The sequence below is a fragment of the Dictyoglomus sp. DH genome (assembly GCF_055181375.1).
The window spans coordinates 1,054,421-1,074,265 of the sequence record NZ_CM143706.1; the positions used below are offsets into that span (position 1 = coordinate 1,054,421).

Annotated in this window: 18 protein-coding genes and 2 tRNA genes; 4 read left to right on the forward strand and 16 right to left on the reverse strand. The window is 31.4% G+C overall.

What is annotated here, in order from left to right; all coding sequences use genetic code 11:
* Nucleotides 1-624 precede the first annotated feature (624 nt).
* From ACY3JJ_RS05050 to ACY3JJ_RS05060, 3 genes are all read left to right on the forward strand, one after another.
* A complete protein-coding gene (locus ACY3JJ_RS05050) occupies nucleotides 625-921 on the forward strand; it encodes a hypothetical protein (RefSeq protein WP_463091095.1) in 297 nt (98 codons plus the stop codon).
* 349 nt (nucleotides 922-1,270) lie between these two features.
* A tRNA-Gln gene (locus ACY3JJ_RS05055) sits at nucleotides 1,271-1,345 on the forward strand.
* A gap of 13 nt (nucleotides 1,346-1,358) precedes the next feature.
* Nucleotides 1,359-1,434 (forward strand) — tRNA-Glu (locus ACY3JJ_RS05060).
* A 533-nt stretch (nucleotides 1,435-1,967) separates the two neighbouring features.
* Here the strand turns inward: ACY3JJ_RS05060 and groL are convergent.
* The 16 genes from groL to ACY3JJ_RS05140 form a co-directional block, all read right to left on the reverse strand.
* Nucleotides 1,968-3,584, reverse strand: coding sequence for a chaperonin GroEL (gene groL / locus ACY3JJ_RS05065; protein ID WP_463082261.1), 1,617 nt, complete (start codon nucleotides 3,582-3,584; stop codon nucleotides 1,968-1,970).
* 27 nt (nucleotides 3,585-3,611) lie between these two features.
* Nucleotides 3,612-3,902 carry a co-chaperone GroES gene (gene groES, locus ACY3JJ_RS05070; RefSeq protein ID WP_148805409.1) on the reverse strand — a complete coding sequence of 97 codons (291 nt, stop codon included), beginning with the start codon at nucleotides 3,900-3,902 and terminating at the stop codon, nucleotides 3,612-3,614.
* A 137-nt stretch (nucleotides 3,903-4,039) separates the two neighbouring features.
* Nucleotides 4,040-5,224 (reverse strand): glycosyltransferase family 4 protein, encoded by a 1,185-nt coding sequence (locus ACY3JJ_RS05075; RefSeq protein WP_463091096.1) that lies wholly within the window; start codon nucleotides 5,222-5,224, stop codon nucleotides 4,040-4,042.
* The gene (locus ACY3JJ_RS05080; RefSeq protein ID WP_463091097.1) at nucleotides 5,221-6,261 is read right to left on the reverse strand and encodes a glycosyltransferase family 4 protein; all 1,041 of its coding nucleotides are present in this window, start codon (nucleotides 6,259-6,261) and stop codon (nucleotides 5,221-5,223) included. The genes ACY3JJ_RS05075 and ACY3JJ_RS05080 overlap by 4 nt, the downstream gene beginning before the upstream one ends.
* A gap of 34 nt (nucleotides 6,262-6,295) precedes the next feature.
* Nucleotides 6,296-7,315: a lysylphosphatidylglycerol synthase transmembrane domain-containing protein gene (locus ACY3JJ_RS05085; RefSeq protein ID WP_463091098.1), complete on the reverse strand. Its 1,020-nt coding sequence runs from the start codon at nucleotides 7,313-7,315 to the stop codon at nucleotides 6,296-6,298.
* Complete coding sequence (gene tsaD / locus ACY3JJ_RS05090; RefSeq protein ID WP_463091099.1) at nucleotides 7,315-8,319, reverse strand: tRNA (adenosine(37)-N6)-threonylcarbamoyltransferase complex transferase subunit TsaD; 1,005 nt, start codon at nucleotides 8,317-8,319, stop codon at nucleotides 7,315-7,317. Before tsaD ends, ACY3JJ_RS05085 begins: the two co-directional genes overlap by 1 nt.
* Nucleotides 8,320-8,329: 10 nt before the next feature.
* The gene (gene rimI, locus ACY3JJ_RS05095) at nucleotides 8,330-8,803 is read right to left on the reverse strand and encodes a ribosomal protein S18-alanine N-acetyltransferase (RefSeq protein WP_463091100.1); all 474 of its coding nucleotides are present in this window, start codon (nucleotides 8,801-8,803) and stop codon (nucleotides 8,330-8,332) included.
* On the reverse strand, nucleotides 8,778-9,476 hold the full coding sequence (tsaB, locus tag ACY3JJ_RS05100) for a tRNA (adenosine(37)-N6)-threonylcarbamoyltransferase complex dimerization subunit type 1 TsaB (protein ID WP_463091101.1): 699 nt from the start codon (nucleotides 9,474-9,476) through the stop codon (nucleotides 8,778-8,780). Before tsaB ends, rimI begins: the two co-directional genes overlap by 26 nt.
* Complete coding sequence (gene tsaE, locus ACY3JJ_RS05105; protein WP_463082254.1) at nucleotides 9,464-9,928, reverse strand: tRNA (adenosine(37)-N6)-threonylcarbamoyltransferase complex ATPase subunit type 1 TsaE; 465 nt, start codon at nucleotides 9,926-9,928, stop codon at nucleotides 9,464-9,466. The genes tsaB and tsaE overlap by 13 nt, the downstream gene beginning before the upstream one ends.
* On the reverse strand, nucleotides 9,929-11,233 hold the full coding sequence (locus ACY3JJ_RS05110; RefSeq protein WP_463091102.1) for an adenylosuccinate synthase: 1,305 nt from the start codon (nucleotides 11,231-11,233) through the stop codon (nucleotides 9,929-9,931).
* A complete protein-coding gene (locus ACY3JJ_RS05115) occupies nucleotides 11,226-12,458 on the reverse strand; it encodes an NAD(P)-dependent malic enzyme (RefSeq protein ID WP_463091103.1) in 1,233 nt (410 codons plus the stop codon). The genes ACY3JJ_RS05110 and ACY3JJ_RS05115 overlap by 8 nt, the downstream gene beginning before the upstream one ends.
* Entirely contained in the window at nucleotides 12,459-14,228 is a 1,770-nt protein-coding gene (gene aspS / locus ACY3JJ_RS05120; RefSeq protein ID WP_463091104.1) for an aspartate--tRNA ligase, read from the reverse strand.
* A 39-nt stretch (nucleotides 14,229-14,267) separates the two neighbouring features.
* Nucleotides 14,268-15,521, reverse strand: coding sequence for a histidine--tRNA ligase (gene hisS / locus ACY3JJ_RS05125; protein ID WP_463091105.1), 1,254 nt, complete (start codon nucleotides 15,519-15,521; stop codon nucleotides 14,268-14,270).
* Nucleotides 15,518-15,988 carry a D-aminoacyl-tRNA deacylase gene (dtd, locus tag ACY3JJ_RS05130; RefSeq protein WP_463091106.1) on the reverse strand — a complete coding sequence of 157 codons (471 nt, stop codon included), beginning with the start codon at nucleotides 15,986-15,988 and terminating at the stop codon, nucleotides 15,518-15,520. Before dtd ends, hisS begins: the two co-directional genes overlap by 4 nt.
* The gene (locus ACY3JJ_RS05135) at nucleotides 15,989-18,169 is read right to left on the reverse strand and encodes a RelA/SpoT family protein (protein WP_463091107.1); all 2,181 of its coding nucleotides are present in this window, start codon (nucleotides 18,167-18,169) and stop codon (nucleotides 15,989-15,991) included.
* A 27-nt stretch (nucleotides 18,170-18,196) separates the two neighbouring features.
* Nucleotides 18,197-19,360: an MFS transporter gene (locus ACY3JJ_RS05140; protein WP_463091108.1), complete on the reverse strand. Its 1,164-nt coding sequence runs from the start codon at nucleotides 19,358-19,360 to the stop codon at nucleotides 18,197-18,199.
* A gap of 82 nt (nucleotides 19,361-19,442) precedes the next feature.
* Between ACY3JJ_RS05140 and ACY3JJ_RS05145 the strand changes: the two genes are divergently transcribed.
* Nucleotides 19,443-19,724, forward strand: a complete 282-nt coding sequence (locus tag ACY3JJ_RS05145) for a TMEM165/GDT1 family protein (protein ID WP_463091109.1) — start codon at nucleotides 19,443-19,445, stop codon at nucleotides 19,722-19,724.
* Nucleotides 19,725-19,845 lie beyond the last annotated feature (121 nt).

Sequence of the window (19,845 nt, forward strand, 5' to 3'; positions counted from 1 at the left end):
TGAATAAAGTCAATAAGTCTACAAATTTAAAGACAATAAGCATAATATGGGGGTTAAGGCAGCAAAGCTTATGAGTGTGAAGTAAAGATAGTGAAAGAGATTATAGATGGATGTATAGAGCTAAAAGGAAAATATTTTATAGGAGAAAAATTATATGATTTTATAGGATTAACAAAGGAGATATAGAAAATAGGAATTAAGCAAGTTATAGAAGTTAAAAAGACATTCAGGTTTCTTTTAATTTGGCTTTTTGACGCAGCTTATTACAAGTTTTTTTTATTTATATAGGAATTTTAAAAACATTTGCAAAAATATATTGATAAAAGTAATAGAAAATTAAAATGTGTTCTTGCTGAAGAACTTTGACACTACTTTACTGGTTCAACATACAATAATAAGAAGAAAGAAAATTATAGAGAAAAGATTGAGTTTTCAATAAAAGAATACAGAGCAAAAAAATGGCAAGTATTTTATCTTATTCCTGAAGAAAAATTTTTAGAGGCAGTAAGAAGGGGAATAACAGAAATTTGGGAGCTTGCAGAATACTTTGATGTAGATGAAGAAGTGATAAGGTTTTATATAAAACTTCCAAGAGTGAGAGAATTATTAAAGGGGGGATATTAAATGAATAAAAAATTAATTTTCCTTATCCTAATACTCTTTATTCTTCAATTAACTCTTGCCCAAAGCTTAGGATTTAAAGAAACAAAATTATTTACATTGGAAGATGGAGAAAAAGTAATTAAATGGTATGTTTATGAAAATGGTTCATGGTATTTGATTACTGAAAAAGAAGATGAACAGTCTCTAATAATAAATGAAAAAAGAGAAGATTGGTTTGATAAAGTATATAATGTAACTTTTACAGATGATGGGAAAAGATTTGCATATGTTGCAAAAAAGGTGAGAAATGGTTTGTAGTTGTTGATGGAGAAATTATGATCAAGTTTATCATCTTTATTATCCAAAAGAAAAAGATACATTTTTAGCTTTAACAATAGATGGTAAAGATATCTTATTAGTAGAATATACGAATAATAAATAAGAAGAAACATTACAGAAGTTTAAAAGATGTCAAAAAATAATTTTTAATTTAAACTTTGTTAAGGATGGGGTAAAAATTTTTTAATACAAAAATAATGAGTCAGGCGAACTAAAATAAAAAAAGGAGGTGAATTTGACTCTCTAAAATAGAAACGGGTTTTAGAGGATATCTCCCAATTCTTGACAAATTCTCACTTATTAATATATTATATTTAAAAGTAAAAGTTGGGGAGTCGTCTAGCTGGTAGGACGCCTGACTCTGGATCAGGTAGGGATGGTTCGAATCCATCCTCCCCAGCCATAAAATATAAAGTGGCCCTATCGTCTAGTGGACCAGGACGTTGGGTTCTCAACCCAAAAACCGGGGTTCGAATCCCCGTAGGGCCACCAAAAATGAAGATAAAAATTTAAGTAAAAGTTTTTTTATATCATAGTTTTAATCTAATTACTTATAGTTTTTATTCTGAGTGCCTTGTAAGGATATGATCTTATTTCTAATTCTATTACTTGAGAATACAGTCATCTATCAATTGTATTTCTATTTTCTGAGAAATATTTTCTCAGAAGATTATTAAAAAATTAATTAAAAAATATTAATATAGAAATGATGAAATTTGTTAACATATTTTAAAAGTAGGAGGGTTTTATGTAAGATTAATGGAAAAAATAGGTATTGGCAGGTTATTGGTGTATATAATAGCATTCTTTTAAAACCAACAAAGATTATAAGGTAAGTAAGAGGCTTTATAAACCAGAAAGGCTTATAGAGGAGGTTTTAGAAGGGATAAAGTCTTTACTAAGTATATTTTATAGCATAGTTCTGTAGTTAAGGATGAACTTATCGAGGTAAAAAAAAGATTATAGAAGAATAATCTAAATAAAACAAAAGCCCCCAAGAGAATCTTGGGGGCTTTTGTTTTCAATTAGTACTCAGGTGGTGGAGGTGGAGTTTGCTTTTCTTTTTCTGGTTTCTCAGCCACAAGACCTTCTGTAGTGAGTACTAATGCAGCTATACTTGCAGCATTTTGTAATGCAGATCTTGTTACTTTGCAAGGATCTACAATTCCAGCTTCAAACATATTTACAAATCTATCTTTTGCAGCATCATATCCCATTGGCCCATCCATCTCTTTGACTTTTTCTGCAATAATAGATCCTTCTTTACCAGCATTGGTAGCAATGAGCTTTAATGGTACATCAAGAGATCTTCTTACAATTTCTAATCCAATCCTTTCATCTTCATTTTCTACTTTTACATTATCAAGAACTTTAATAGTTCTTACAAGAGCCACACCACCGCCAGGTACGATTCCTTCTTCTACTGCAGCTCTTGTAGCAGATAAAGCATCTTCAATTCTATGTTTTTTCTCTTTAAGCTCTACCTCAGTAGCTGCTCCTACTTTAATTACAGCAACTCCACCAGCAAGTTTTGCAAGTCTTTCTTGTAATTTTTCTCTATCAAATTCAGAATCAGTCTCTTCTAATTGTTTCTTAATTTGAGCTATTCTTGCCTCAATATCTTTTCTATTTCCTTTTCCTCCAATAATGGTAGTCTTGTCTTTATTGGCTCTTACTTTTTCTGCTCTTCCAAGCATATTCAATGTTACATTCTCAAGTTTTATTCCTGTTTCTTCAGAGATGAACTCTCCACCAGTTAAGATAGCGATATCTTGTAACATTGCTTTTCTTCTATCTCCAAATCCAGGAGCTTTTACAGCTAAGGATTGGAGAACGCCACGTAATTTATTGACTACAAGAGTAGCTAATGCTTCACCTTCTACATCCTCTGCAATTATTACTAATGGCTTTCCAGTTTGAACAACTTTCTCAAGTATTGGAAGAATATCACTTACTGCACTTATTTTTCTATCAGTTATGAGTATGTATGGTTCTTCTAATACTGCTTCCATTCTTTCAGGATCTGTAATCATATATGCAGAAAGGTAACCTCTATCAAATTGCATTCCCTCAACAAGTTCTAAGGTAGTTGTAATACCTTGAGATTCTTCTACAGTTATTACTCCGTCTTTTCCAACTTTATCCATTGCTTCAGCAATTAATTTTCCAATTTCTTCATCGTTATTAGCAGAAATGGCTGCAACATGGGCTATATCATCTTTTGTTTCTACAGGTTTTGCAATCTTTTTAAGTTCTTCTACTACTGCCTCTACCGCCTTTTCTATTCCTCTTCTTACATACATGGGGTTAGCTCCAGCTACTACATGCTTCATTCCTTCATGTACTAATGCTTGAGCAAGTACTGTAGCTGTGGTTGTACCGTCACCTGCTACATCATTAGTTTTGGAAGCTACTTCTTTTACAAGTTGAGCACCCATATTTTCAAATGGATCCTCAAGGTCTATTTCTTTAGCAATGGTTACACCATCGTTAGTGATAACAGGTGCTCCAAATTTCTTTTCAAGTACTACGTTTCTTCCTTTAGGTCCTAAAGTAATTTTTACAGTATCTGCTACGATATCAAGTCCTCTTATAAGTGCTGTTCTTGCTTGCATGTCAAGGCTAACTAATTTGGCTGCCATATTCTCTCCCTCCTTTTTTAAATTTTTTTACTCTTCAATTACAGCTAAGATATCTCTCTCACTAAGGATGAGATATTCTTCACCTTCAATTTTTACTTCAGTACCAGCATATTTTGCAAAAATGACTCTATCTCCCTCTTTGATTTCTAATGGGACTTTTTGCCCATTATCAAGGATTCTGCCAGTACCTACTGCTATTACTTTTCCTTGCTGGGGTTTTTCTTTTGCAGTGTCAGGAAGAACAATACCTCCTTTTGTTTTTTCTTCTTGCTCAATAACCTTGACCACTACACGATCACCAATAGGACGCAATTTCACAAGTCTCAACCTCCTTTCATAATTTTATTAGCAATCTAAGTAGATGAGTGCTAAAACCAAAATAAATATATATTAACTTTAAATATCTATTCAACAGAAAAATACGTAAAAAAATGGCAAATATATGTCAAAAATTCTTATTTTTCTATAATTTTTTTATTTTTTTCTTTGTTTTTTATGATTTCTTTATATAATTCTTCCAATTTCTTTGCGCTTTCCATTATCGAAAACTGAGTAGCCTTCTTAATTGCATTGTTTTTCATATTATGTAGAAGTGATTCGTTATTAAGTAGATATAGAACTTTTCGATAGAAATCATTGTAATCTTCTTGCGCTAATAAACCCTCTTTACCATTTTCTACTAAGCTTATTGTGCCTGGGGCTTCTACTGCTACTACAGCACATCCTCCTGCCATAGCTTCTAAGGTAACTAAACCTTGGGTTTCTGTGGTGGATGCAAAAACAAATATATGGGCTATTTTATAATAATAAATTAGCTCTTCTCTTGGATGCCATCCTAAGAAAATAACCTTGTCTTTTATATCTAATTTTTCTGTAAGATTTTCTAGATTTTTTCTTTCTTCTCCATCACCAACAATTAAAAACACAATATCATCTCTTTCTTTTAATAATTTTGAAAGAGCTTGAATTAAAAATTCAAGATTTTTCTCTTTAGCAAGTCTTCCAGCATAAAGTAATATCTTTTTGTCTTTCCATGGAAATTTGTCTAAAAAATCTTTAGAAATAGGTTTTTCCCATAAAGAAAAATCTATACCTGTAGGTATGACTTCTATTCTTGTTTTTACACCAAAATTGATTATCATATCTTTAATTTCTTTTGTGGGAGCAATTACAAGATCTACTTGATTAGAGTATTTTACGCTTTCTTTTATGGCAATTTTGGAGGTTATGGTTTGGGGTATTAAGGGAATATAATGCACATATTTATGGTATTGAGTATGATGGGTAAAAACAATTGGTTTATTATACTTTTTAGCAAGTTTAAGAGCAGTTTTTCCTATTACAAACGGATGATGTGAATGGACAATATCAAAATCTTGTTTTCTAAAGTAATCTTCTACAAAGAAAGAGAAATATAGGGGTAACGGTTGAGGAGTTATAAATCTTAATGCAATAGACGGAAATCTTATTATATGTTTTTCATTGTCTTCTTTGTATTTAGGGAACCATGGTGGATATTTTGGAGCAAATACATGAACTTCATGACCAAGCCTTTCCAAAGCTTCTCTATAGCTTTCTACAGCTATGGCAGCTCCTCCTGTGTTTGGTAAATAGTTATTTGTAAAGAATGCTATTTTCATGACACATTTAATATTTCTTTATATACTTTTACAGTTTCATCGGCAACTCTTTCTATATTGTATTTCTCAGCAATTTTCAAGGCTTTTTTAGAGTATTCTTCTCTTAAGTTTTTGTTTTCGGCAAGAAGTTTTATATTTTCTTCAAATGTTTCTTCTGTACCTGATACATAATTGGGGGATAAAGGTTCTTTGTATTCTTTTAAATCTCTTAAAAGTAGAGGTAAGCCTACAGCTGATGCTTCAAGGACAGCAATACTAAAGTTTTCTTGTCTTGATGGGAAAAAGAAAATATCAGCCATGTTATAAAATTTGTTGAGTTCATCGTGAGGACATGGACCTGGTAAGATTAGATTTTCTGGAGGATTTTTAATAATTTTCTTTATTTCAGAATATCCTCCACTTAAGAAGGAGAAAGGAATACCGCCAACCCAAACAAATTTGTATTGAGGCAATCTTTCAGCCATTTTTGCAAAAGTATCAAAACCTTTTCTTTTTATCATGTGACCTACACTTAAAAGTACAATGTCATCGTCTTTTATATTAAATTCTTCTCTTGTCTTTCTTCTTAAATTTTCATCTTTCTTAAATAAACTTAAATCCACACCATTTGGTATAAAAACAATCTTAGTTTTTACTCCCATTTCCTTTAATTTTTCTACTTCTAACGGGGAGACAGCAATAACTACATCTGCCTGATTATAAAAGAGAAGAAGATATTGAGAAAAAAGACCTTTCCATTTTTCAGCTAATAAAGCACTACCTAACATGGTATCTGCTATTACATGAGCTGTAAATACAATTTTACTTTTGTTTTCTTTCTTTACGTATTTAAAGAAGACATCTCCAAAGGAATGGAAATGAAGAATATCGTAAGGTCCATCTTTGACAAGACCATTATAATAGACTTCTATATCATTTCTTTTTTTAAGAGCTTCATATAACATCTTACAAGCAGTTTGATCTCCACCACCTTTTGTTCTTGCAGAAGGTATACCTGGCTTAAATATTATGTTTACCTTTATTTTTGTATTCATCATTGAAGAATCACCTCTTTTTTATTTTTTCCTATTCCTAATTTTTGATCCCAAGGACATATATGAAGTCAAATGCACCAGCTAATAACGTAACATAATGGGTAAATGTTCGCCATAATATTATATAAATTCCCAAGATATACTTGGGTACAAAGGGGGCAAAAGCGAGGGAAAGAAGAATTTCAATGACTCCACTTCCTCCTGGTGTGGGAACATAGAACATTAAGAAAAAGATTGGAATTTGTACTAAAACTACGGAGATTATATTAACTTTCAAATGGAAACTCATCATAAGAACTGGTGCTATTAAAAAATAAGTAAACCAAGAAAGAAGATTGAAGAAGAAAAAGCCGAACATAGTAAGTTTTTTATCTTTTATGAAGAGCCAAAGAGTGCTATGAAAATCTTTTACAGTATTATTGACAACTCTTAATATTTTATAAGGATGTATTTTCGATAGGAAGGGTAGTTTTCTTAACTTGAGAAGAATATAAGCAATAAATCTTATAATAGGTCTTGGTTTGTACAGTGCAAATATAAAACCTAAAACAATTAAGAAAAAGAGTAAGGCGCTATATTGAACTAATCTTTTAATTATTTGTTGAGGAAAAAGATAAGAATAAAAATATATTACAATAGGTGAAGAGATAGCAAAAGTTAGAGAATTAATAACATATCTGAAAAGACTTAATGCAGTTGCTTGTCCAACTTTAATATTTTTCTTTGAAAGAAGGTATATTTCTAAGGGTTCGCCACCTGCTGATGTAGGGGTTATGCTTGATGCAAAATAATAAGCAAGGTGTATCTGTAAGGCCTCCATTAATTTTATATTTACCCCTTCCAAACCTTTTATAAGAATTTTATATCTAATTGCTGCAAATATCCAACTTAAAAAATTAAGGAGAAGAATATATAAAACATAATTCCATTTAAGAGTAAGTAGAGCATTCCAAGTTCTTGAATCTGTAGTAAAAAATAAGATAATAACAAAAATAACTGCACTTATTATTATGGAAAATTTTAACCCTGATTTAAGGGTACGGTTCAAATTATTCATTAACTACCTCCTAAGGGTAAATCTGGAATAGCTGATAAAGAAAGATCATTTACATATCCGTTTTTATATAGGTAGTACCCTGCGGAAGCAACCATGGCTGCATTATCAGTACACAATTCTTTAGGGGGTAAATAGAGTTTTATCTTTTCCTCCACAGAAATTTTTTTGAACCTTTCTTGTAAATAACTATTTGCTATCACACCACCAGAAAGTACTAATGTATTAATTTTAAATTTTTTTACAGCAATTAGTGCTCTTTCTATTAATTCTTCCACTACTCTTTTCTGAAAAGAGGCAGCTATATCTGCTACTGGAATTTCTTTCCCTTCATTTTTTAAATCCCTTATAAGATACAATATAGCTGTTTTTAATCCGCTAAAGCTTATATCTAAATCTCTATCGCATTTTACCTTAGGGAGATTGAAAACTGGGTTTCCATTCTTTGCTACTTTTTCTATTTCTGGACCACCAGGATAACTTAATCCTAATATTCTTGCCACTTTATCAAAAGCTTCTCCAGCAGCATCATCCAAAGTTTGTCCTAATAATTTATACTTTCTTATTCCTTCCACTAAAAGATATTCTGTATGTCCTCCTGATATTATAAGAGATATAAAGGGAAATGTAGGGGGATCTTCTCTTAAGAAGTTGGCAAAAATATGTCCCTCAAGATGATTTACTCCAACAATTGGTTTTTCCAATGCTAAGGATAAGGTTTTTCCTACCATTATTCCTACCCATAATGATCCAATTAGACCAGGACCATGGGTAACTGCTATTAAATCTATGTCTTTAAAACTTAAATTTACTTTTTCTAAGGCCACATCAATAAGTTTATTTATAACCTCTACATGGAGCCTTGATGCAACTTCTGGGACTACACCCCCGTATATTTTATGAATGTCTATTTGTGATGAAACTATGTTGCTTAAAATCTTAGTTCCGTCCTCTACTAATGCTATACTTGTCTCATCACAAGAAGTTTCAATACCAATTGTTATCATTAGTTTCCCCTTAAAGAAAGAACTTTTTTACCATTACTAAGGCATCTTCTCCATCTTTATAATACCATTTTCTAACACCTATTTTTTGAAAGCCCTTTTTATAATATAGATTTTGAGCAATAGTATTAGATACTCTAACTTCTAAGATTATATTTCTAACTTGATTTTTAAGACAATAATCTATAACAAAATCCATTAATCTATCTCCGATTTTTCTTCCTCTATAATCAGGATGTACTGCTATTGTGGTTATTTGGGCTTCTTGAAATATAATCCAAAGCCCTACAAAGCCGACAATTTTTTCGTTGTGTACAGCTACAAAATATCTTGCAATTTTATTAGATGTTAATTCTTTTTCAAAGCTCTCTCTACTCCAAGGATTAGAGAAAGATAACCTATTTATTTCATCAACAGAATCTATGTCTTCAAATTTCATTGGTCTTATTTCTATATTTATTTCAGTTTTTTGATCCTGTTCTTTCATGTCTTTTCTCCCAGTTAATTTCTGCACTTGATTTTTGTCTATAATCAGGAAGTAGTGTTAAATAATCTTTAATATACCCATTTTGATATTTTTTCAATGTAATGTATATGAGGGTTTCTCCTCTGATTGAGTTTAGAAATTCTGGGGTTAATATTATATTTTTAGGAAGTGATAATTTTAGATCTTCAGGTGTATCTCCAGTTATTATTGTAGGATAGTCTTTACTAAATCTATTTAGCAGGCTTAGAAATGTATCGTATGGATAAACATCTTCAGGATAGATAGGATCTTCATCCACATAAAAACCTGCATGTATCTCTCCCTTTCTTGCAGACAAAATTGGTACTTTTAATCCTTTAAAAGCAATCTGAGAGGCTAAGGCTTCTAAATATGATATTCCAACAGTTGGTTTCTTATAGATTTGGGCTAAAGTTTTTATAGTAACTACTCCTATTCTTAGACCTGTAAATGATCCTGGTCCTGTGATTACGCTAAAGATATCCACATCTTTTAAATTCCATTTTGATTTTTTTAGAAGCTCTTGTAAATTACTCGTTAATGTCTCACCATATGTTCTGGAATTAGTAGAATAAAAAAGCTCATAAATTTCTCCGTCTTTCCACAAAACAATATTACTCTTATTGGATGCTGTATTTATGCTTAAAATAAACATTCTTTAAGCTCCTCTATGAGATTTTTATATCTTTCTCCTTTAGGTTTAAATATTATTTTTCTTTCGTTATTACTCATATGAAGAAATTCAATTTCAAGTCTTTTATCAGGTAAGTAATTCAAAATTCTATCAGCCCATTCTATGGCAATAATGTAGTCATCCTTAAGATACTCTTCAAAACCAATATTAAAAAGTTCTATTTCAGGATTGTTTAGACGATATACATCTATATGAAGGAATGGATATTTACCTTTATATTCCTTTATTATCAGAAAAGAAGGAGAATTTATTGGATTTTTAATATCAAGGCCTTCAGCTAATCCTTTAACAAAGGTGGTTTTTCCACTTCCTAAATCTCCTATTAATGCTAAAATATCTCTTGGTTTTAACTTTTCTCCAATAGTTTTTCCGATTTTATATGTATGTTCTGAAGATTTACTTACTATTTCCATCTATACTTCCCAAGGATCTTTTACTATAATTATGTCGTTTCTTTCGGGTCCTGTTCCTATTATTTCGATTTTTGTATCTAATTCCTTTTCAATCATTTCTAAATATTTAATAGTATTTTGAGGTAATTTTGAGATATCTAATATTCCCAATAGATTTTCTTTCCATCCTGGTATCTCTTCAAAAATAGGTTCACAATCTTTTAATACATTTAAAGAAGAAGGAAATTCATCAATTAATTTTCCTTTATATCTATATCCTACTACAATCTTCAATTTCTCAAGACCGCTCAATACGTCTAATTTAGTAATAGCAATGCTTGTAAAGTTATTTATTCTTTTTGCATATCGTAATGCTACAAGATCCAACCAACCTACACGGCGAGGTCTTCTAGTTACTGTACCATATTCTTGTCCTTTCTCTCTTATATATTCTGCTATAGAGTCGTGAATTTCACTTGGAAATGGTCCTTCTCCAACTCGTGATGTATATCCCTTTATTACACCTATTATTTTTTTAATTTTTTGAGGACCTATTCCAGCTCCTACACATACTCCTCCTGCTATGGTAAATGAAGAGGTAACATAAGGATATGTACCATAATAAATATCAAGAAGAGTGCCTTGTGCAGCTTCAAATAATACCTTTTTTCCTGAGTCAATCAGATCATTTATAAGCTTAGAGGTATCTGTAATTATTACACCTTTTTGTGATAATTTTTCTATAGCTTCTATTTGGGAATTATAAATTTCCTCTATTTTATATCCAAGAGATTCTTCAGATAATATTTTCGATTTAAAGTCATATATTTGAGTTATTCTTTCTCTAAAGTATTCTTTATCGAGTAGATCTCCTATTCTTAGACTATCTCTTGCAATGTAATCACTGTAAGCTGGTCCTATACCTCTTGCGGTTGTACCTATTTTGGATTTTTCTCTTTTTTCTTCAAAAAATTTATCTAATATAGGATGGTATGGCAAAACTAAAGGAGATCTATCACTAATGTAAAGATTTTTTATCTTTATACCGTTTTTCTCTAATTCTTCAATCTCTTCTACTAAAGCTGGTAGATTGACAATTACTCCTGTGGCAATTATATTAATTACCTTTTCGGAAACTATACCGGATGGGAGAAGTCTAAATTTAAAGGTTTTATCTTTAACTATCACTGTATGGCCAGCGTTATTTCCTCCATTGAATCTTACAACTGCATCAGCATTTTGTGAAATAATATCTATAATTTTTCCTTTTCCCTCATCTCCCCATTGAGATCCTATTACAACAATGGTATTAAATTCTTTATTCATCTTCTTCTCCTCCTAACATAATTTTCAATTCCTTCCTTATCTCTTCTTCTGTTTTAAACATTCTCGCCACATTAGTACGTATGGCCGCTTTAGCAACCTCTTCCGCCACTTTTGGAACTACTCTTTTGTCAAGCGGGGAGGGTATTAAGTAGTCTTCTCTTGGTTCCTCGATTAAGGATGCAATGGCAAAAGAAGCAGAGAGTTTCATTTCTTGATTTATTTCTCTTGCTCTAACAAGTAAGGCTCCTCTAAATACACCTGGAAAAGCGAGGAGATTATTTATTTGGTTAGGATAGTCAGATCTTCCAGTACCTATTATTCTTACACCCTCTTTTTGGGCAATTTCAGGCATTATTTCTGGAACAGGATTGGCCATGGCAAAAATTATAGGGTCTTTTTTCATCAATTTTATATACTCTGGAGATAAAAGATTTGCCTGAGAAACACCAATGAACACGTGAGCATCTTTTAGGGCATCTTTTAATTCTCCTTTTTCTTTTTCAGGATTAATTATTGATGCTATTTTTTCTTTTTCAGGATTCATACCATTTTTTCTTCCTGGATATATGATACCATGACGATCAACTAACCTAATATATTTTGCACCTTCAGAAATAAGAAATTTTGCTATAGCTATTCCTGCAGCTCCCGCCCCTAATATCACTATTTTTATTTCATTCAGTTTTAAATTCTTTAGCTTTAGAGCATTTATGAGAGCTGCATAAGTTACTATTGCAGTACCATGTTGGTCATCATGAAATACAGGTATATCTAATAGTTCAATGAGTTTTTCTTCAATATAAAAACAGTTTGGTGCTGATATATCTTCAAGATTAATCCCTCCGAATATAGGAGATATATTATAAACAATCTCTATTATTTTTTCTGGGTCTTGTGTATTTAAGCATATAGGAAAAGCATCTATATTGGCAAACTTCTTAAATAATATTGCCTTCCCTTCCATTACGGGTATAGCTCCTAAAGGACCGATGTTTCCAAGACCTAAAACTGCAGAACCATCGCTAACTACTGCTACGGTATTTGCTTTTATAGTGAAGTCATAAACTAAATCAGATTTTTTATGGATAGCTTGAGATACTCCTGCAACCCCAGGCGTATAAGCCAAAGAAAGGTCGGTTTTATTCTCTAATGGTACTTTAGGCTTAATCTCTAATTTGCCTTTTCTCTCTTTATGAAGCTCAATAGCTTTTTCATAGAAATTCATTTAATTCTCTCCTTCAGGTAAGACTACTTTAATATGTACTTCTTCTAATTGTTTTGGATCAACTTCTGAGGGAGCTCCTGTTAAAAGACAAGTCCCACTTTGAGTTTTTGGGAAAGCAATTACATCTCTTAAAGATGGGGAATTAGTAAGAATAGCAACTATTCTATCTATCCCTAAAGCTATACCTCCATGGGGTGGAGCTCCATATTCAAAGGCTTCTAAAAGAAATCCAAATTTTTTCTTTGCATCTTCAGGGGAAATATTTAATATATTAAATATTTTTTCTTGAATTTCTCTTTGATGAATTCTTATACTTCCACTCCCTAATTCAGTACCATTTAATACTAAATCATAACACCGAGCTCTAACCTTTAATGGATCAGTGTCTAATAAGGGAAGATCTTCCTCTTTTGGAGAAGTAAATGGATGATGTTCAGCTACAATTCTTTTTTCTTCTTCATCATATTCGAAAAGAGGGAAGTCTGTAACCCAAAGGAAAAAAAGTCCTTCTTTTTTAGGAATATTAAATATTTGGGTAAGCTCTAATCTCACGCTTCCAAGGATTTTTACTACCTCTTTCCATTCACCTGCAATGCTAAAAAAGGAATCACCAGGTTTTAAATTTAATGTTTCAATGATTTTAGCCTTATCTTCGTCACTTAGATATTTGTTAATAGAAGATTTTAATTCACCATCTGCATAAGAGAACCACATTATTCCCTTACCTTTTAATTCTCTCACTTTGTTCTCTATGATACTCCAATCCCTCCTTGTTGGTATTATTCCTCTCAATATTATTCCTTTCACTACACCATTTTTTGCGATAGTATTTTTTATGAAATCTAAGGAGAAATTTGAAAAAAGATCTGTTAAGTCAGTTATTTTTAGGTCGTATCTTAAGTCGGGTTTATCACTTCCATATGTGTTCATAGCTTCATCGTAAGTTAATCTGACAAAGGGGGTTTGGATTTCCATATCTAAAGTTTCTCTAAGAGTTATTTTAAATAATTCTTCTATAATATTAAATATATCTTCTTGATCTATAAAAGACATTTCCATATCGAGCTGGGTAAATTCAGGTTGTCTATCAGCTCTTAAATCCTCATCTCTAAAACATCTTGCTATTTGAAAATATTTATCAAATCCTGATACCATAAGAATTTGTTTAAATAATTGAGGGGATTGGGGGAGAGCATAGAATTTTCCAGGTTGAAGTCGACTCGGTATTAGAAAATCACGTGCCCCTTCGGGAGTACTTACAATTAAATATGGGGTTTCGATTTCTATAAAACCTTTTTTAGATAAGAAATTTCTTATGGAAAGAATAAATTTATGCCTAAAGGTTATATTATATTGCATTTTTTCTCTTCTTAGATCTAAATACCTATATTTTAATCTAACTGTTTCATCAATCTCCTTATTGCTCCATAGGTTAAAGGGAAGGGGTTTAGCTGTATTTTCTACTTTTATTTTTCTTACTTCGATTTCAATTTCTCCTGTTGGTATTTTAGGATTTTCCATTCCTTCAGGTCTTTTTCTAACTTTGCCCTCTACTGTTATTACCCATTCATTACCTAAATTATCTGCAATGTCATAGCTTTCCTGAGAAATAGATGGATCAAATACTAATTGAATAATTCCACCTCTATCTCTAAGATCTACAAAAATAAGTCCACCATGATGCCTAATTCTATGTACCCATCCACTTAAAATTACTGTTTCACCTATATTTTTTGAGTTTATTTCTCCACAATAGTAGTTCCTTTTCAAAATCTTTCCCACCTTTCCCTTGTGTGAAATTCTTTGTAATTATAGCATAGTCTCAATGTCTTCTAAGATAGTATTGAAGTTTAAATCTGTATATTTTTCTTCTCCTGTTTTAAAATTCTTTATCTTAAGTTTATTTTTTTCGATTTCTTCAGTTAAGAATATTACAATAAAACTCCCTAATTTATCTGCCCATTTTAATTGAGTTCTTAAATTTTCTTGGGGAGAACCTATATCAACTCTATATTTTGTTCTTAATATGTTCGCAAGTTTTATGCCTGTCTCCACATAATCTTCAGAAAGGGTAATAAATATAAGAGGGATATAAGGTAGAGATATATGGTTTTGCTGTTTTAAAAGAATAATAAGTCTTTCTATACCAAGAGCAAAACCAAGGCCAGGGATGGATGGACCACCGTAAGTTTCTACTAAATTATCATACCTTCCTCCCCCGACTACTGCATTCTGAGATCCCAGAGTTGTGGTGGTAATCTCAAATACGGTTCTTGTATAATAATCAAGTCCTCTTACCAGCTTTGGGTTTAATTTATATTTGATATTATCTAAACTTAAATATTTCTGTACTTTTTCAAAGTGAATTTTACATTCATCGCAAAGATAATCAATGGGTTGTGGAGCCTGATCTTTTAAAGCAATAAGTTTTTCATCTTTTGAGTCAAGTAATCTTAATGGATTTCTTTCTAATCTTTCTTTATCTATGGGGGAAAGTTGGTCTTCGTATTTTCTGAAATAGCTTATAAGAGCTTCTCTATAATTTGGTCTACATTTTATGCAACCTAACGAATTTATTTCCACTTCTAAATTTTCTAACTTAAGGTTTTTCAAAAGATCTACTGCTAATTTTATTACCTCAAAATCTATATATGGATCTTTTCTTCCTAAAACCTCTATTCCTAATTGATGAAATTGTCTATATCTTCCTGCTTGAGGTCTTTCGTATCTAAACATAGGACCAATGTAATATACTTTCCATACAGGTTTCTGATTATATATTTTGTTTGTGAGAAAGGCTCTTATAACTCCTGGAGTGCCTTCTGGCCTTAATGTAAGAGAACGCCCCTTTTTATCTATAAAGGTATACATTTCTTTCATTACAATATCTGTAGTTTCGCCAGTGCCTTTTCTAAAAAGTTCTGTGTATTCAAATATGGGAGTCCTTATTTCTTCATAGTTATAAGATTCAAAAAGTTTCCTGGCTGTGTTTTCTATAAGATGCCAATATGGGATATCTTCAGGAAGTATATCTTGTACTCCACGGGGAAGTTCTATGTTCATTCTTTAGCCCTCCTTGGTTTTTTAAGATCTTCAGTATCAATTATAATAGTTACTGGACCATCATTTATTAATTCAACTTCCATGTAAGCTTGAAATTCTCCTTCTTGTACTTTATCTATATATGTTTTTATATATTCTATAAATTTTTTGTAGAGAAAATAGGCTTTTTCTTTTTCTGCAGCCCTTGTAAAATCGGGTCTTCTTCCTCTTCTACAATCAGCATATAAGGTAAATTGAGAGACTACAAGGATTTCTCCATTTATTTCTTTAATGCATAAGTTCATTTTACCCTCTTTATCTGAGAAAATTCTTAAGTTAATGATTTTGTCTGCTAACATTATAATATCTTCTTCTGTATCTTCTTGGGCTATTCCCAAGAGGATTAGAAGTCCTTGAGAAATTTTACCTATTATTTCTCCTTTTACTCTTACCTCTGCTCTCTTTACTCTTTGTATGACTGCCCTCATTTATATTCTCACAGCTCTTCTAACTGAAATGACATCAGATAATTTTTTTATCTCTTCCATAAGATAATTGAAGGTTAAAGGATTGTCAATCTCTACAACTACTTTTATTCTTGCTATTCCATCCTTTCCAACCTTTGTTCCTAAGTCCAATATATTTATTCTTGCCTGTGAGATTCTCTCTATTAGATCTTTCAATAAGCCTACTCTATCTATAGCATCTATCTCGATACCTGTTTTATATTTTCCTCCACCTTTGAGTTTTTGCCACTCAATAGTAATAACTCTTTCTGGGTATCTATTTTTAAGGTGTATAAGATTAGGACAATCTTTCCTATGTACCACTATGCCCCTACCTTTTGATACATAACCCATGACTTGGTCTCCTGGTATAGGGTTACAACATTCTGCAATCCTGATCATAATATTATCTAATCCAGATATTTCGAGACCTTCTACTAATTTGTTTTTTTCAGTTTCCCCCAAAGTCACTATAATTTCTTTTTTAAGCTCCTTCTTAAACCTCTCAATAAATTGTTGGGGGGTTATTTCTCCGGTACCTATACTAAGTAAGAAAGACTCTGTTTCTTTGAAACCATGTTCATTCAAAAAATTTTTACCAATGGAAGATTCTAACAAATCATTTATAGAAATCTCATCTTTGTTTAACACTTCTTTTAGCCAATCTTCATTTTTCTTTATTTCATTCTCAATAGTTTCTTTGGCTTTTTGAAGTGTTTCTTCTCTTGCTAACTTTTTAAAGTATTGCTTTATCTTATTTTTAGCTTGACTTGTTCTTACAATATTAAGCCAGTCCCTACTTGGTTTTCCCTCCTCTTTACTTGTTATTATTTCAACAATATCTCCATTTTGAAGAACATAATTTAAAGGAACTATTTTACCATTTACTTTAGCTCCTTTACATCTATGGCCCACTTCAGTATGTATAGCATAGGCAAAATCTAAAGGGGTTGATCCTTGAGGTAAGGCAATAATATCTCCTTTAGGTGTAAAAACATAGATCTCTCTTTCAAAAAGATCACTTCTTATAGAATCTAAAAATTCTTGATCATCTAACAATTCTTTTTGCCATTCAAGCAGTTGTCTTAACCATGATAATTTTTCTTCAAAAGAATCGGGCTTCTTTATCTCTTCTTTATAAAGCCAATGGGCAGCAACTCCGTATTCTGCTATTCTATGCATTTCCCATGTTCTGATCTGTACTTCAAGAGGTTTTCCATCCATAGCAATTACTGTAGTATGAAGTGATTGATAGTTATTAGATTTTTTATTGGCAATATAATCTTTAAATCTTCCAGGAACTGGTCTCCATAAATTATGGATAATTCCTAATACTTCATAACATTCTATCTCATTGTTTACTATAATTCTTACCCCTAATAAATCATACATTTCTTCTATTTCAATTCCTCTACGAATCATTTTTTGATAAATGCTATAGAGGTGTTTTGCTCTTCCAGTGACTTCTGCTTCTATGTTAGCTTTTTTAAGTTCTTCTTTAATTATTTCAATGGCTTTCTCAACAAATTCTTCTCTCTTTTTTCTTGTTTCAGCTACTTTATTGGCTACGTAATGATATTTATCTGGCTCTAAGTATCTAAAAGCTAAATCTTCTAATCTCCACTTTATGTCCCAAACACCTAATCTATGAGCAAGGGGTGCATAGATTTCTAAGGTTTCTTTTGCTATCCTTTTTCTTTTTTCTTCTTCATGGTATTGAAGAGTTTGCATATTATGTAATCTATCTGCAAGCTTGACTAATATTACTCTTATGTCTTTTGCCATGGCTATAAACATTTTTCTCAAATTTTGAGCTTTATAAGCTTCTGTGGGGTAAAAACTTAATCTTTCTAATTTTGTAATAGCATCTACCAAGGAAAGCACATCTTTTCCAAATTCTCTTTCCAATTCAAAAGGAGTGACATTTGTATCTTCTAAGACATCGTGAAGCAAACCTGCTATTACTACGGTTTCATCCATTCCAAGATTCATGAGTATTTTGGCAACCTCAACAGGATGAGTTATGTAGGGTTCTCCAGATTTTCTAAATTGGTCTTTATGAGCCTTTTGTGCAAAGAGGAAAGCTTTCTTCAGGTTTTCTGAAGAATATTTATTATTTGATGCTTGTAATAATTCTTGAAGTAAGCCTTCCTCATCTTTCATAATTTTATTAATTATACTATGAAAATATTAAAGAATAAAGATTAATCCTATAGCTGAAAGTATTCCTAAAAATCCCCCAAAAAGAAAAGGAGCAGATGGACCCAAATAACCCCATAAAAGACCTGCTAAAAAGGAGGCTGGGAATAGTCCTATACCCACTAAGGTAGCGTGAAGACCAATTACCGTAGCCCTTAAATCTGATGGTGCGAGATCTGCAATAAGAGCTTTTTCAACTCCTTCTGTAAAGGATATATAAAGTCCATAAAGTCCAAAGAGTAACCATAAATAGGAAGATTTAGATACAAATCCAAAGCCTATGTATACTAAACCATAGAATAAATATCCTATGATCAAGATTTTCTTGCGTCCTATTTTATCTGATAAAGCACCTGCAGGAAATGAAAATAATGTATAAACTAAGTTGTATAAAAGATAAAGATAAAGTACATCAAGCATTGATGCACCTAAATTCTTTGATCTTAAAAATAGAAACTGGTTAGAAGAATTTCCGAGGGTAAATATGAAGGTAAATATTAGAAAAGCTTTCAATCTTTTATCCAGGTCTTTCCATTTTAGTTTTAAAGTTAATTTAGATGTTGAATTATGTTTCATGGTTTCTTTTGCAAGGAATAATATTAAGACACCAAGAAAGGCGGGAATTATGCTTATTAGTATTATCTTTTTAAAGGTAGGTATGTAAAGAGATAAATTAGAAGATGTTTCTTTGATTCCCAAAGAACTTATTATCCATATAGATATTAGAACCCCAAGAAAAGCTCCAAGAGTATCCATTGCTCTATGAAGTCCAAATGCTTTTCCTCGATTTTCTATAGAAGATTCCGCAATAAGTGCGTCTCGAGGGGCGGTCCTTATTCCTTTGCCAAATCTGTCAAGGAGTCTACCAATAAAAACTCCAATCCATGAACCTGCAAGATATAAAAAAATTTTACCAAAGGCTGAAAAAGCGTATCCTGCTATTGCAATGGGTTTTCTTTTACTAATTTTATCTGAAATATAACCTGAGTAAACCTTTAAAAGAGATGATAAACTTTCTGCAAAACCTTCTACTATTCCTAATATGGCAGGTCCAGCACCTAAAGCAAGAAGATAGAAAGATATTAAAGGATAGAACATCTCTGTACTTATATCCGTAAGAAAACTTGCTATACCAGTAATTATCACATTCCACATTTATTTTTTCACCTCCTTGTAAATAATTTAGACATATATTATACTACTTTTTTATTAGTGTATAATATGGAGGTGCTATAAATTGGATTTAAAGAGTAAAATAGAAATACTCTTATTGACTTTTGGAACTATATTTTTAGCAGAGCTTGGTGATAAAACTCAACTTGCTGTTTTGAGTCTTTCTGTAAAAACAAAACAGCCTTTTTGGGTTTTTTTAGGTGCTGCTTTAGCCTTGTCTTTAATTTCTTTTTTAGGGGCTTATCTTGGTAGTTTATTGACAAGATATATTCCTAAGAGTATATTTGAAAAAGTTGTTGGTATATTATTTATTTTAATAGGAATTTTTATAGTGATAAAAAATTAAAGAGAAAAATCAGAAATAAGAAAAAGAAAGTAAAATAAACCCAAAAGTGAAACAAATTTCCTAAATTTTTTAGGAATTTCTTTTTCTTTTTATATTTAAAATACAACCTCTCTATAGTATA